This is a genomic window from Bradyrhizobium sp. IAR9 (genome assembly GCF_013408065.1).
GTDB lineage: Bacteria > Pseudomonadota > Alphaproteobacteria > Rhizobiales > Xanthobacteraceae > Bradyrhizobium.
Genome location: NZ_JACBZW010000002.1, coordinates 220,618 through 234,829, shown reverse-complemented (window position 1 = coordinate 234,829; position 14,212 = coordinate 220,618). Strand labels below are relative to the sequence as shown.

Genomic DNA, 14,212 nt, shown 5'->3' with positions numbered 1-14,212 from the left:
TCCGGGCCGCATCATCCTGAAAGGGGACCAAAAAAGTGAAACATTTCCGTAGCATTGGGCTCGCGCTCGCCGCGACCTTCGCCGTCAGCCAGGCCGGGGCCCAGGAGCTGACAGGCACGCTGAAGAACATCAAGGACACCGGCGCCATCACGCTGGGCTTCCGCGACTCCTCGATCCCCTTCTCCTATCTCGACGACAATCAGAAGCCCGTCGGATTTGCGATGGACATCTGCTACAAGATCGTCGACGCGGTGAAGAAGGAGCTCAAGCTCGACAAGCTCGAGGTCAAGCTCAATCCGGTGACGTCGGCGACCCGTATCCCGCTGATGGCGAACGGCACCATCGACCTCGAATGCGGCTCGACCACCAACAATGCCGAGCGCCAGAAGCAGGTTGCTTTCACCAACACCCACTACCTGACCGCGAGCCGCTACGTCTTCAAGAAGTCGAGCGGCCTGAAGTCGATCGAAGACCTCAAGGGCAAGACCGTGGTCTCGACCGCGGGAACCACCAACATCAAGCAGCTGACCGAGGCCAACGTCGAGAAAAAGCTCGGCGCCAACATCATTCCGGCCAAGGACCACGCCGAAGCCTTCCTGATGGTCGAGACCGACCGCGCGGTCGCCTTCGTCATGGACGACATCCTGCTCGCCAGCCTCGTCGCCGGCTCGAAGTCGCCGGACGACTACGTCATCTCCAAGGACGCATTCTCCAAGCCCGAGCCCTACGGCATCATGCTGCGCAAGGACGATGCCGCCTTCAAGAAGGTGGTCGATGCGGCGACCGCGGCGCTCTATACGTCCGGCGAGGCCCAGAAGATCTATGACAAGTGGTTCACCGCCAAGATCCCCCCGAAGGGCCTGAACCTCAACACGCCGATCTCGGCCGAGCTGAAGAACGAGTTCGCCAAGCCGACGGACTCGCCGAACCCGGACGACTATAAGTAAGATAACCTCGATCTTTCGATCGGGATCATGTCCGGCCACTCTTGACACAGGGGTGGCCGGACATTTGCATAGGCGGCCAGGATATCTCTGACTGGCGCGTTCGCGCGGGGGACACGTGAACTATAACTGGAACTGGGGAATCTTTTTCCAGCCGAACCCGATGGGGACGGGCACCTATCTCGACATGCTGCTGTCGGGCCTGGCGCTGACCCTGAAAACCGCGGCGCTGGCCTGGGTCATCGCGCTGATCACCGGCTCGATCGTCGGCGTCATGCGCACGCTGCCGTCGAAGGGGGCGAACTGGTTCGGCTTCGCCTATGTCGAATTCTTCCGCAACATGCCGCTGTTGGTGCAGCTGTTCCTGTGGTTCTTCGTGCTGCCGGAGCTGCTGCCGAAGGCCGCCGGCATTTGGCTGAAGCAATTGCCGAACGCGCCGTTCTGGACGGCGGCGATCGGCGTCGGCTTCTTCATGTCGGCGCGCGTGGCCGTGCAGCTGCAGGCCGGCATCGGCTCACTGCCGCGCGGGCAGAAGATGGCGGCGACCGCGCTGGGTCTGACCACCGCGCAGGGTTATCGCTATGTGCTGCTGCCGATGGCGTTCCGCATCATCCTGCCGCCGCTGACGTCCGAATTCCTCAACACCATCAAGAACACGGCGGTGGCGATCACCATCGGCCTGCTGGAGCTGACCGGACAGGCGCGCTCGATGCAGGAATTCTCGTTCCAGGTGTTCGAGGCCTTCACCGCCGCGACCATCCTCTATCTCCTCGTCAACGCCATCGTGGTGACCGCGATGCGCTTCCTCGAGCGCTGGGTCGCGATCCCCGGCTACATCACGGGGAAATAAGCGATGTTCGGCAATCTCGATTTCGACGTCATCCGCCGCGCGCTGCCCTATCTGTTCTACGAGGGCATGACGTTCACACTGACGCTGACGGGCCTTGCAGCCCTCGGTGGCCTCGTCTTCGGCACGGCGCTCGCCCTGATGCGGCTGTCCGGCCTCAAGCTGCTCGGCCGGATCGCCGGGGTCTATGTCGACTTCATGCGCTCGCTGCCGCTGGTGCTGGTCATCTTCTGGTTCTACTTCCTGGTGCCCTATATCGGGCAGTGGCTGACCGGCGCCTCGCGCCCGATCAGCGTCGGCGCGTTCGCGTCCTCGCTCATCACCTTCATCATGTTCGAGGCGGCGTACTTCTCCGAGATCATGCGCGCCGGCATCCAGTCGATCTCGCGCGGCCAGCCGGCCGCGGCCAGCGCGCTGGGCCTGACCTACGCCCAGACCATGCGCTACGTCGTGTTGCCGCAAGCTTTCCGCAACATGCTGCCGGTCCTGATCACGCAGACCATCGTGCTGTTCCAGGACACCTCGCTGGTCTATGTCCTCTCGATCACGGACTTCCTGGGAGCGGCGAGCAAGGTCGCGCAACGCGACGGGCGTCTCGTCGAAATGTATCTGTTCGCAGCGGTCGTCTACTTCACCATTTCCTGTATCGCGTCCTTCGGCGTTCGTCGCCTCCAGGCGCGCATCGCCATCATTCGATAGAGCGTGTCGGTCATGATCGAAATCAGCCACGTCAACAAATGGTACACTCCGAGCTTCCAGGTGCTGACCGATTGCACCACCAGCGTCACCAAGGGCGAGGTCGTGGTGGTCTGCGGACCGTCGGGCTCGGGCAAGTCGACGCTGATCAAGTGCGTCAATGCGCTGGAGCCGTTCCAGAGCGGCGACATCAGCGTCGACGGCACCAAGGTCAACGACCCCAAGACCAATCTGCCCAAGCTGCGCTCGCGCGTCGGCATGGTGTTCCAGCACTTCGAGCTGTTCCCGCACCTCAAGATCATCGACAATCTCTGCCTCGCGCAGCAGAAGGTGCTGGGCAGGTCGTCTGACAAGGCGGTGACGAAGGGCATGATGCTGCTGGATCGCGTCGGCCTGAAGGAGCAGGCGCAGAAGTTTCCCGCGCAGCTTTCCGGCGGCCAGCAGCAGCGCGTGGCGATCGCGCGCGCGCTTGCCATGGACCCGATCGTCATGCTGTTCGACGAGCCGACCTCGGCACTCGATCCCGAAATGGTCAGCGAAGTGCTCGACGTCATGGTCGATCTCGCCCATGAGGGCATGACCATGATGGTCGTCACCCACGAGATGGGGTTTGCCCGCAAAGTGGCCAATCGCGTGATCTTCATGGACCGCGGCGAGATCGTCGAGGACGCGGCGAAGGACGATTTCTTCGGCCAGCCGCGCAGCGACCGCGCGCAGAAGTTCTTGTCGAAGATTCTGTCGCATTAGCTCCCCTGTCATTCCGGGACGCGCCTCTTGGCGCGGGCCCGGAATCCATCGGGCGGCAGTACGCGAGGTAAGATGGATTCCGGGCTCATTCGCTTTGCGAATGCCCCGGAATGACGGATCGAGGGTTTATCGGGCTCGCCAAATCTCCTATACCGGTGGCCAAATCCCCCTTCCTCCCAGGAGACCTGCCTTGGACCCGATCGCCTACGTCAACGGCTCATTCGTCCCGCTCTCGGACGCCAAGATCTCGGTCCTCGATCGCGGCTTCCTGTTCGCCGACGGCATCTATGAGGTCTCGGCCGTGCTCGACGGCAAGCTGGTCGACAACGCCTCGCATCTGGCGCGGCTGGAGCGCTCGGTCGGCGAGATCAGCTTGAAGCTGCCGGAGACGGTCGAGCGCATCACCGAGCTGCAGAAGGAGCTGATCGCGCGCAACAAGGTCGCCAACGGCCTGGTCTATCTCCAGGTGACGCGCGGCGCCGACAAGGGCCGCGACTTTCCGTTTCCCAAGGGCGACGTCAAGTCGAGCCTGGTGATGTTCACCTCGGAAAAGGACATCATCAACGCCGCTTCGGCGAAGACCGGCATCAACGTCATCACCGTGCCAGACATCCGCTGGGAGCGGCGCGACATCAAGAGCGTGGCCCTGCTGGCGCAGGTCTTGGCAAAGCAGGCCGCGGCCGAAGCCGGCGCCGGCGAAGCCTGGATGCTGGAAGATGGCTACGTCACCGAGGGCGGTTCGTCCTCGGCGTTCATCCTCACCAAGGACGACGTCATCGTGACCCGCAAGAACTCCAATGCGATCCTGCCGGGCTGTACCCGCAAGGCCGTGGTGGCGCTCGCCGAGGAACGTCAGCTTCGCGTCGAGGAGCGCTCGTTCACGGTGGCCGAGGCGCTTGCCGCGAAGGAGGCTTTTGCGACGTCGGCTTCACTGTTCGTCCAGCCCGTGGTCGCCATCGACGGCAAGACCATCGGCGACGGCAAGCCCGGCCCGATGGCGACGCGCCTGCGCGAGATCTACGTGGAGTTCGCCAAGGCGACGGCGGTCTGAGCCGCGCACTCAGCTGCCGTAGGGTGGGCAAAGGCGCACTTGCGCCGTGCCCACGTCCTCTCTCGCTTTAGCTGCAGAACGTGGGCACGCTCCGCTTTGCCCACCCTACGAGACCTGCGCTGAGGCGCGTGTTGTGAGCTACGCCACCGACGCCTTCATCTTCACCGGATGAACCGCACGGAACGCGATTGCGATCCTGTTCCAGGCGTTGATGGCGCCGATCAGCATGGTCAGGTTCACGGTCTCTTCCTCGGAGAACTGCGCACGGACCTGCTCGTAGACGTCATCAGGCGCATGCGTCTGCGAGATCAGCGTGACCGATTCCGTCCAGGCCAGCGCGGCGCGTTCGCGATCGGTGTAAAGCGGGGATTCGCGCCAGGCATCGAGCAGGTAGATGCGCTGCTCGGTCTCGCCGCGCTTGCGGGCGTCCTCGGTGTGCATGTTGATGCAGAAAGCGCAGCCATTGATCTGTGACGCCCGGATCTTGACGAGCTCGATCAGCGATTTCTCGAGCCCCGTGGACTGGATCTGCGTCTCCAGCGCCATCAGCGCTTTGATCGTATCCGGCGCGGCCTGATAGTAGTTCATGCGGGGTTTCATGGTCGTTCTCCTTGCTTGCTGGGTTGAGTCAGTGGGCGCCACCGGCTGAGGTCTGGCCGGGCTTCTTCAGGAACAGGACCGCGGCGAGCGCGACGATCAGCGCCATGCCGAGCAGATAAAACGTGTCGCTGAAGGCTAGAATGTACGCCTGCTTCTGCACGATATGACCAATCGCGACATAGGCGCGATGCGCCGCATCCGCACGGTCGAGGATGCCGTGATTGACGAAATATTGCGTGAGCTGTTCCAGCCGTGTGCGGGTGGCCTGCTCGAACACCGAGACCGACTGCATCAGCACGTTGGAGTGATACTGCTCGCGCTTGGTCAGCACGGTCTGGAGCAGTGCGATGCCGACGGCGCCGCCGAGATTGCGCATCATGTTGAACAGGCCCGAGGCCGAGCCCGCGTTCTCCGGCTCGATGCCGGCGGTAGCGACCGCCGAGAGCGGCGCCATCACCAGCGCCTGGCCGATGGCGCGGACGACGTTGGGCCACAGCAGCTGGTCGGCGGCGTAATCATTGGTCATATAGATGTTCATGAAGTTGGAAGCCGCGAACAGCACGAAGCCGACGCCGATGATGATCCGTGCATCGAACTTTTGCATCAGGCGCGGCACCAGCGGAATCAGCAGGAGTTGCGGCAATCCGGTCCAGGCCAGCACCATGCCGATCTGCTCGGAATTGTAGCCCTGGATGCGCGATAGATATTGCGGCAGGATGAAGACCGAGCCGTACAGCGCGATGCCGAGCAGGAAGTTTGCGAGCATGCCGAAGCCGAAATTGCGGCGGACGAGCAGGCGCAGGTTGAGCAGCGGCTTCTTCACCGTGAGCTCGATGATCAGGAAGGCGGTCAGCGCGACGGCCGCGATCACTGACAGCTTGACGATGAAGGGCGAGCCGAACCAGTCGTCCTTGTTGCCTTCCTCCAGCACGGTCTGCAGCGCCGATAGCCCGATCGCCATGGTGATGATGCCGGCCCAGTCGCCGTCGCGCAGCAGCGCCAGCTTCATCGGCTTGGGCTCGAGCGCGTACCAGAGCATGCCGACCATCACCGCGCCGGGCACGAGGTTGACGTAGAAGATGTACTCCCAGCCGAAATTTTCGGTGAGATAGCCGCCGATGGTCGGGCCGATCGCGGGCGCAAACGTCGCCGACAGCGCGAACAGCGCAAGGCCGACCGGCTGTTTTGCGCGCGGCAGCAGCGTGATGATCAGCGTGAACGCCATCGGAATCAGAACGCCGCCGGTAAATCCCTGCACGGCGCGCAGCACGATCATCTGCGGCAGATCCTGCGCAAGTGCACAGGCCGCCGAGAGAACCAGGAACAGGATCGCATTGGTCAGAAGGTAAATCCGGATCGAGAACACCTGCGCCAGCCAGCCGGACAGCGGGATCACCACGATCTCGGCGACCAGATAGGAGGTCGAGATCCAGCCGCCGTCGTCGATGCCGGCGCCGATCGCACCCTGGATGTCGGCGAGCGAGGCGTTGACGATCTGGATGTTCAGCACCGCCATGAAGGCGCCGAGCGTCGCGCCGATCACGGCGACCCAGGTTTTTGCGGATACGGCCGGCGTGCTCGGAGCTGCGGGGGCGGCGAGATTGGTGGCGGCGTCAACGGTCGGTTGCAGCGTGCTCATGGAAGCCTCGTCTCGGGTACGGAGACAGGATGCGTCAGGCGAATGGTTTCGATAATCGATGAAGCTGTGGAAGGATCGTTCGGCAGGATTTGATAATCCCGCCGAGGCCTTCCGGCTTCAGCCGCCGTTCGGGCGGGATGTGTTGCCGGCGAGGCGCTTCGCCGTCTCGCGCTCGGCCAGCACCGCCTGCTTGGTGTCGACCGTCGGCACCGCCGACATGCCGGGGCGCAGCAGGCCGGTGAGGCTGTGGTCGTCGAGCACGATCTTCACCGGCACCCGCTGCACGATCTTGGTGAAATTGCCGGTGGCGTTGTCGGGCGGCAGCAGCGCGAATTCGAGCCCGCTCGCGGGCGACAGGCTGTCGACATGGCCGTGCAGGGTTCGATTACGAAAACTGTCGACGTGCAACTCGACCGGCTGACCCGGCCGCACATGCGTGAGCTGGGTCTCCTTGAAGTTGGCGACCACGTAGACCGCATCGAGCGGCACCACCGCCATCAATTGCGTGCCGGCTTGCACGTACTGGCCGACGCGCAGCGAGCGAGCGCCGACGGTGCCCTCGACCGGCGCCGTGATCTCGGTATAGGACAGGTTCAACGCCGCCTGCTGTGCGACAGCGCGGGCCCGTTCGAGCTGGGCCGCCGCCTGGGCGCGCTGGGTGGTGAGCACGTCGATCTTGCGCTGAGCGGCCAGAAGGCCGGATTTCGCGTGCTGCAATTGCGCGCTGCTCGCGCGTAGCGCCGCGTCGGTCTGCTGCGCGCGCTGGATCGTGCCGGAGCCGGTCTTCATGAGGTCGTCGTAACGGGCGCGCTCTTCCTGCGCGAATTTCAGGTTGGCGTCGGCTGCAGTGACGTCAGCCGTGCTCTGCTCGATGATCGGCTGTTGCAGCTCGAGCTGGGCATCGATGTTGCGCACCGAGGCTTCGCCGGCGGCGACGTCGGCTTTGGCCTGGTCGAGCGCCGCCCTGAAGTCGCGATCGTCGATCTTGGCCAGCGCCTGGCCCGCCTTCACCTTTTCGTTGTCACTGACCAGCACCTTGGCGATGTAGCCGGAGATTTTTGGTGCGATGATCGTGGAGTCAGCCTTCACATAGGCATCGTCGGTTGTCTCGAGGTAGCGGCCGTTGGTCCAGTAATCGTGCCCGTAATAAACAGCGGTTGCCGTGCCCGCGAGGAACGCGAGCGCCAGCGCCGCGCGCCGCACCCTGTTCCGGGCCGGGGCAGTCGGCGGGGTCTTGGGGTTATCGGGGGTGATTTCAGTTGCCTGCTGAAAAGTCTCGGCGCGGGGCATCTCGGACATGGAAGTCTCCTATCGGCGTCCTGAGACTATTGGTCTTTCTGGGCTTGGTGATAATCGAGGAAATGCTGGAAGGATTATCCATCAAAGTTGGATAATCCGGAGAGGTCGCCTTGGTTGTGATGTCTAGCGAACCAGACCCGCGACTGCCCCAGCGGGATTGCCGCGCCCGTCGAGCGATTGCTGCTAACGCATGCGTCCTGCTCCACTCGAAGCTTCATGCGAGGTGAAATCCCGTGTTTTGATAGATAATCGGGGTGAATTCCTTGCGATTATCCATCAAAGGCGGATAATCAGGTGCCATGGATCGATTGACCAGCCTCGAAGTCTTCAGCCGGGTGGTAGAGACCGGCGGCTTCTCTGCAGCCGCCCGCAAGCTCAACATGTCGACCACCATGGTGAGCAATCACGTTCAGGCGCTGGAAGACCGGCTCGGGGTGAGGCTGCTTCAGCGGACCACGCGCAAGGTCAACCTCACCGAGATCGGCAAGGCCTATTACGACCGTTGCGTCCAGATCCTCGCCGACATCGAACAGGCCGACGATATCGCAGGCGAATTGCAGTCGGTGCCCCGCGGCACGCTGCGCATCCACGTCGCCACGCATATGGTGCAGTTCGTCGCGCCTGTCGTGGCAAAGCTTCTGTCGACCTATTCGGAGCTCAAGGTCGATCTGCGCATGGGCGAAGGCGACGTCGATCTCATCGAGGAAGGCTACGACGTCGCCTTGCGCATGACCTCGCCGCCGGATTCAAGCCTGATCGTCCGCAGCCTCGCCACCTGGCGTCACGTGCTGTGCTGCTCGCACGATTATCTCGACAAGCACGGCCGGGTGCAGAAGCTCGACGAGCTCGCCGCGCATAATTGTGGCCGGCACCTGAATTATCCGTTCGGCGATGAATGGCGCTTCCTCGATCGCAAAGGCGCACCGGCCTCCGTACGCATCTCGGGCAGCTTCGTCACCAATAGCGGGGAAGCGCTGCGCAAGGTCGCACTGGAGGGGGCCGCCATCTGCCTGATGGCGGGTTTTCTCATTCAGGACGACCTCGAAGCCGGCCGTCTCGTGCGCCTCTTGCCGGAATATCGGACGATCGAGTTGTCGATGAACGCGGTCTATCCGCATCGTCATCATCTGTCGGCAAAGGTCAGGACCTTCATCGACCTGCTCGCGCACCACAGCGCCGAGCAGCAAAAGCTGATCAATCCGTATTCGTGAGCCGCGCCGGCAGCGGCCGTGTCGTATGGTGGGCAAAGGCGCCTTTGCGCCGTGACCACGATCTGTCAATTGGTGGACAGAAGACGTGGGCACGCTTCGCTTTGCCCACCCTACGAGAGCGTCAATGCGGCGGCGGCAGCCGTCCGAACAGCTTTTCAACCGACAAGCCGATCGCGAGCAGGCGGCGATCGCTTCCGGCAGGGCCATCGAGTTCAAGTCCGATCGGCAATCTGCTGGTGGCGCCGAGCGCGATCGGGATCTGGATCCCGGGAATACCGGCATTGCTGCCGGGATCGGTGTTCTGGATGAACAGTCCGAAGTTTTCGAGGCTGCTGGAGTCGGGATTGGAGGCGATTGCGACGCGCGGCGTGGTCGGGAAAGCGACGGCGTCGAGCCGATGATCGGCGAAGGTCCGGGCATAGAGCGCCTGTAGCGCCGGTCGCGCGGTCTTGATCGCCGCGTCGTAGATCGGCCTGGCATCGAGCAGCGTATTGTTCGGACCCGGCAGTTTGCGCGGGATGACGAGGCCATCATAGGTGCCCTTCACGTCGGGGCTCGCAATCTCGCTCGCCAGCGCTTCGATGGTGAGGCCTGTGCCGGTGCGGGCGAGATATCCGACCATGTCGTCATAGGCTTCGTACAGCGCGACCGGGAAGCCGACCTGGCCGTTGAGTTCGGCGAGCTGCGGCATCTCGACCTCGACGATCGTGACGCCGTTTGTCTTCATCTGCACGATAGCGGCCTGGAAGGCGGTTTCGGTATCGGCATCGAGATTGGTCAACATCGTCTTCACGACGCCGATCCGCACCTGCTTCAGGTCGGCCGGTAGGGCCGCCTCGCCATTCGTGATCACGCGATCGAGCAGCGCGACGTCGGCCATGGTCGCGGCCATCGGGCCTGCAGTGTCGCGCGTGTGCGAGATCGGGGCGATGCCTTCCTGTGGATAGCGGCCGACAGTCGGACGCAGCGAGGCACATCCGTTCAGCGCGGCGGGCACGCGCACCGACCCACCCGTGTCGGTGCCGAGCCCGCCCGCGACGATCCGCGCGCCGATTGCAGCGCCGGTCCCGGACGAGGAGCCGCCGGCGATCAGGGCCCGGTCATAGGCGTTGCGCACGCCGAACTCGGCGCCGGTCTTGAACGCGGTGTTGTAGCCGGAGATGCCGAAGGCCAGCTCGTGCATGCTGGTCTTGCCGATGATGATCGCGCCCGCCGCGCGCAGCTTTGCCACGACCGGCGCATCGGCTTTCGGAACGTAATCTCTGAGCGCGGGTGTGCCGGCACTGCAGGGCAGTCCCGCGACCTCGATGTTGTCCTTGATCACGACGGGCACACCGCCGAGCGGCTTGTCCTTGTCGCCCGTCGCGTCGAATGCCGCGGCGGCCTTCAAGGCGCCGGCCTCGTCCAGCGTGACGAAGGCATTGAGATCGGCATTGGCCTTGGCGCGGGCAAGAGCCTCCGTTGTGAGCGCGGTACTCGTGACTGAACCGGCGCGGAGGGCGGCCGCGGCCTGGGTCAGGGTCAACTGGTCGAAATCCATGATGCGTCACCCGATTGGTGGGCAGCCATCAGGGCCCCCCGGGGATAGAGGCTGAAGCCTCGCCGGCTCCGCGTCAACCGGTGGCGCGCAGCTTTGCCGGCGGCGACGGGTGGAGTTCATTGAACAGCCGCTCGACCTCGATCTTCGCCTTTCCGATCGCGGCGTCCTTGACCGGGCCATAGCCGCGAATGTCCATCGGCACTGCTGCGATTGCGACCAGACCTGATAGATGCGCCGCATCGAACCTGCCGAGCATCCGCTCGATCAAACCTTCATACCAGGCAATCAGCTCGCGCTCGGTGCGCCTTTCCCGGGTGTAGCCGAACGGATCGAACCGCGTGCCGCGCAGCCCCTTCAAGCGCGCGAGCACGGCGAGTGGCATCTGGATCCATTGGCCGAAGGCGCGCTTGCGCGGACGCCCCCGTGCGTCGCGCCGCGACGGCAGGAAGGGCGGGGCGAGGTGATACTGGACGCTAAAGCCGTCCTCGAATTCTCGCTTCAGCTCATCGAGGAATCCGCCCTGCATGTGCAGACGCGCCACCTCATACTCGTCCTTGTAGGCCATCAGCTTGAACAGGGCGCGTGCGACGGCCTCGGTCAGGGCCTCGCTGTTCAGGACAGCTTCGGCGCGGCGGACCCTTGCGACGGTCGCCCGGTAGCGCGCCGCATAGGCGTCGTCCTGATAGGCAGTGAGGAATTCGGCGCGCCGCTCGATCATCTGGTCGAGCGTCTCGATCTTGGGCGCTTCGTCGACTTTCGGCAAAAAGTCCGGATCGGCGGCCGCAATCCGGCCCCAGGCAAAGGCCTGCTTGTTGCGTTCGACGGCGACGCCGTTGAGCTCGATTGCACGCAGCAGCGCTTGCAGCGAGATCGGGACCAAACCGCGCTGCCAGGCAAAGCCCAGCATGATGATGTTGGCATAGACAGCATCGCCGAGCAGTCGCTCAGCCAGCGCGTTGGCGTTGATGGTGCTGAGATTGCCCTCGCCGATGACTTGGCCGATTGCACGCAGGCGCGCGGGGGAGGCGAGATCGGCGTCGCGGAAGCGGACGACGTCGCCGGTCGGCATCTCCGCGGTGTTGATCGCGGCGCGCGTGCCGCGGCGGTAGGTGCCGGAGGCCTTCGGCGAGGAGCTGACGACGAGATCGCAGCCGATCAGCGCATCGGCTGCGCCCTGGTCGATACGGACCTGATGCAGCGCCGCAGGGCTCGAGGCGAGGCGGATGTAGCTCAGCACGGGCCCGAATTTCTGCGCGAAGCCGGTGAAGTCCAGCACTGAGACGCCGCGGCTTTCGAGGTGCGCCGCCATGCCTATCAGCGCGCCGACAGTAATCACGCCGGTACCGCCGACGCCGGTCACCAGCAGGTCGTAAGAACGGTCGAGTGCCGCCGTCGCGGGCAACGGAAGTGTGGCGGCGCGCCCAACCGCGTCGATCTGGCTCGCGTTCTTCTTGCGACGCGTCGCGCCTTCGACGGTCACAAAACTCGGGCAGAAGCCGTTGAGGCAGGAAAAATCCTTGTTGCAGGTCGACAGGTTGATCTGGCGCTTGCGGCCGAACGGCGTCTCCTTCGGCTCGACGCTGAGGCAGTTGGATTCCACCGAGCAGTCGCCGCAGCCCTCGCAGACGAGATCGTTGATATAGGCGAAGCGCTTCGGGTCGGCCATCTGCCCGCGCTTGCGCCGGCGTCGCTTCTCCGTGGCGCAGGTCTGCTGATAGATCAGGACCGAGACGCCGGGGACATCGCGCAGCTCGCGCTGCACGGCATCCATCTCCTCGCGCGGATGAAGGGTGACGCCGGCCGGCAGGTCGGCAGGCGAGAACTGTGCCGGATCATCCGACACCAGCGCGATGCGCGTCACACCTTCGGCGCGGACGCTGTGGGCGATGGCATGCACGCTGATGGGACCGTCGACCGGCTGGCCGCCGGTCATCGCGACGGCGTCGTTGAACAGGATCTTGTAGGTGATGTTGGCCTTGGCGGCGATCGCCTGCCGGATCGCCATCGAGCCGGAGTGGTAATAGGTGCCTTCGCCGAGATTCTGAAAGATGTGCTTGTGACCGGTGAAGCGTGACGACGCCGCCCAGTTGACGCCTTCACCGCCCATCTGGATCAGTGACGAGGTCTCCCGGTCCATCCAGCTTGCCATGAAGTGACAACCGATGCCGGCCAGCGCCTTGGAGCCTTCAGGTACCTTTGTTGACGTGTTGTGCGGGCAACCCGAGCAGAAATACGGCGTGCGCGTCGCGCCAGAGACGTTGATGGTGCGTGCGGCCTCCGGCATCAGAGCGGCCGCGCGTGCGGCGAGATTGAGGCCTGGAAACATCGGATCAAGCCGGCGCGCCAACACGCCCGCCAGCGCGCGGGGCGACAATTCGCCGATCCAGGAGATCAGCCTGGCGCCGGTTTCGTCGTGCTTGCCGACCATGCGCTCCGGCTTGCTGCCAGGATAGTCGTAAAAATATTCCTTGAACTGGCTCTCGATGATGCCGCGCTTCTCCTCGACCACGAGGATCTCGCGCTTGCCCTTCACAAAATCCATGGCGTCATGCAGCGCCAGCGGCCAGACCATGCCGACCTTGTAGACGTCGATGCCGATGCTGCGGCAGGCGGCCTCGTCAAGGCCCATCAGCCGCAGCGCCTCCATCAGGTCCAGATGGGCCTTGCCTGTGGTGACGATGCCGTAGGTGGCATCCGCAATGTCGTAGATGTGACGGTCGATCGGATTGGCCTTGGCGAAGGCGTAGACCGCGTGCTTCTTCGCCTCGAGCCGTTCCTCGATCTGCGGGCCCGGCAGATCAGGCCAGCGATAGTGCAGGCCGCCTGGCGGCGGCGTGAACTCGGGCGTGCGGAAGTGGCGCGGCGGCTGCAGCGCGACGGAGGCGCCCGACTCGACGATCTCCGAGATCGCCTTGAAGCCGACCCACATGCCGGAGAAGCGACTCAGTGCATAGCCATATTCGCCGAACGCGAGATACTCGCCGACGCTCGCGGGATGCAGCGTCGGCATGAACCAGCTCATGAAGGCGACGTCGGACTGGTGCGGCATCGAGGAGGAGACGCAGCCATGGTCGTCGCCGGCGACCACCAGCACACCGCCATGCGGCGAGGAGCCGTAGGCATTGCCATGCTTCAGCGCATCGCCGGAGCGATCAACGCCGGGGCCCTTGCCGTACCAGAGGCCGAACACGCCATCGACCTCGCGATCTCCTTGCGTTTCGACCTGCTGCGAGCCAAGCACCGCGGTCGCGGCGAGGTCCTCATTCACTGCGGGTAGGAATTCGATGCGGTCCCGCTTCAGCCGCTCCTGGATGCGCCAGAGCTCGAGGTCAATGCCGCCGAGCGGCGAGCCGCGATAGCCTGAGATGAAGCCGGCCGTGTTGAGCCCCGCGGCCCGGTCGCGCCTGACTTGGTCGAACGCGATGCGGACGATGGCCTGTGTGCCCGTAAGGAAGACGCGGCCGTGTTCGCGATCGTAGCGATCGGAGAGTTCGTAGGGGTCGAGTGACGGAAAGGCGTCCATGCGGACCTCCCGCGGCATCCTTGCCGATGCTGGAAGGTTAGGCCTGGGACGCTGGTAGGTCTTACCTATTCATCCCCAATGGCGTGAATAATCGGTAGAATTTTGCAATACATCG

Annotated in this window: 11 protein-coding genes; 6 read left to right on the top strand and 5 right to left on the bottom strand. The window is 64.0% G+C overall.

What is annotated here, in order from left to right; translation table 11 throughout:
- Positions 1-35: 35 nt before the first annotated feature.
- The 5 genes from GGD67_RS06665 (at position 36) to GGD67_RS06645 (ending at position 4,285) form a co-directional block, all read left to right on the top strand.
- Complete coding sequence (locus tag GGD67_RS06665) at positions 36-947, top strand: amino acid ABC transporter substrate-binding protein (protein WP_018321508.1); 912 nt, start codon at positions 36-38, stop codon at positions 945-947.
- Positions 948-1,062: 115 nt separating this feature from the next.
- On the top strand, positions 1,063-1,794 hold the full coding sequence (locus tag GGD67_RS06660) for an amino acid ABC transporter permease (protein ID WP_179731733.1): 732 nt from the start codon (positions 1,063-1,065) through the stop codon (positions 1,792-1,794).
- A gap of 3 nt (positions 1,795-1,797) precedes the next feature.
- A complete protein-coding gene (locus GGD67_RS06655) occupies positions 1,798-2,490 on the top strand; it encodes an amino acid ABC transporter permease (protein WP_018321510.1) in 693 nt (230 codons plus the stop codon).
- 12 nt (positions 2,491-2,502) lie between these two features.
- Positions 2,503-3,234: an amino acid ABC transporter ATP-binding protein gene (locus GGD67_RS06650; RefSeq protein ID WP_018321511.1), complete on the top strand. Its 732-nt coding sequence runs from the start codon at positions 2,503-2,505 to the stop codon at positions 3,232-3,234.
- A 190-nt stretch (positions 3,235-3,424) separates the two neighbouring features.
- A complete protein-coding gene (locus GGD67_RS06645) occupies positions 3,425-4,285 on the top strand; it encodes a D-amino-acid transaminase (protein WP_179731731.1) in 861 nt (286 codons plus the stop codon).
- 138 nt (positions 4,286-4,423) lie between these two features.
- On the opposite strand, the gene GGD67_RS06640 is transcribed toward GGD67_RS06645, so the two are convergent.
- The 3 genes from GGD67_RS06640 to GGD67_RS06630 form a co-directional block, all read right to left on the bottom strand.
- Positions 4,424-4,885 carry a carboxymuconolactone decarboxylase family protein gene (locus GGD67_RS06640; RefSeq protein WP_018321513.1) on the bottom strand — a complete coding sequence of 154 codons (462 nt, stop codon included), beginning with the start codon at positions 4,883-4,885 and terminating at the stop codon, positions 4,424-4,426.
- Positions 4,886-4,913: 28 nt separating this feature from the next.
- A complete protein-coding gene (locus GGD67_RS06635; protein ID WP_179731729.1) occupies positions 4,914-6,524 on the bottom strand; it encodes an MDR family MFS transporter in 1,611 nt (536 codons plus the stop codon).
- Positions 6,525-6,641: 117 nt separating this feature from the next.
- Positions 6,642-7,823 (bottom strand): HlyD family secretion protein, encoded by a 1,182-nt coding sequence (locus tag GGD67_RS06630; RefSeq protein ID WP_179731727.1) that lies wholly within the window; start codon positions 7,821-7,823, stop codon positions 6,642-6,644.
- Positions 7,824-8,122: 299 nt separating this feature from the next.
- Between GGD67_RS06630 and GGD67_RS06625 the strand changes: the two genes are divergently transcribed.
- A complete protein-coding gene (locus GGD67_RS06625) occupies positions 8,123-9,034 on the top strand; it encodes a LysR family transcriptional regulator (RefSeq protein ID WP_179731726.1) in 912 nt (303 codons plus the stop codon).
- Between the two features lie 121 nt (positions 9,035-9,155).
- Here the strand turns inward: GGD67_RS06625 and iaaH are convergent, their stop codons facing one another.
- The gene (gene iaaH, locus GGD67_RS06620; protein ID WP_179731724.1) at positions 9,156-10,574 is read right to left on the bottom strand and encodes an indoleacetamide hydrolase; all 1,419 of its coding nucleotides are present in this window, start codon (positions 10,572-10,574) and stop codon (positions 9,156-9,158) included.
- A gap of 73 nt (positions 10,575-10,647) precedes the next feature.
- Entirely contained in the window at positions 10,648-14,097 is a 3,450-nt protein-coding gene (locus GGD67_RS06615; RefSeq protein WP_179731722.1) for an indolepyruvate ferredoxin oxidoreductase family protein, read from the bottom strand.
- Between the last annotated feature and the right edge of the window lie 115 nt (positions 14,098-14,212).

Bases quoted from the DNA above. Each gene is read 5' to 3' on its own strand.
- GGD67_RS06655 (WP_018321510.1), top strand. From the start codon at position 1,798: ATGTTCGGCAATCTCGATTTCGACGTCATCCGCCGCGCGCTGCCCTAT.
- GGD67_RS06650 (WP_018321511.1), top strand. From the start codon at position 2,503: ATGATCGAAATCAGCCACGTCAACAAATGGTACACTCCGAGCTTCCAG.
- GGD67_RS06640 (WP_018321513.1), bottom strand. From the start codon at position 4,885: ATGAAACCCCGCATGAACTACTATCAGGCCGCGCCGGATACGATCAAA.
- GGD67_RS06635 (WP_179731729.1), bottom strand. From the start codon at position 6,524: ATGAGCACGCTGCAACCGACCGTTGACGCCGCCACCAATCTCGCCGCC.
- GGD67_RS06630 (WP_179731727.1), bottom strand. From the start codon at position 7,823: ATGTCCGAGATGCCCCGCGCCGAGACTTTTCAGCAGGCAACTGAAATC.
- GGD67_RS06625 (WP_179731726.1), top strand. From the start codon at position 8,123: ATGGATCGATTGACCAGCCTCGAAGTCTTCAGCCGGGTGGTAGAGACC.
- iaaH (WP_179731724.1), bottom strand. From the start codon at position 10,574: ATGGATTTCGACCAGTTGACCCTGACCCAGGCCGCGGCCGCCCTCCGC.
- GGD67_RS06615 (WP_179731722.1), bottom strand. From the start codon at position 14,097: ATGGACGCCTTTCCGTCACTCGACCCCTACGAACTCTCCGATCGCTAC.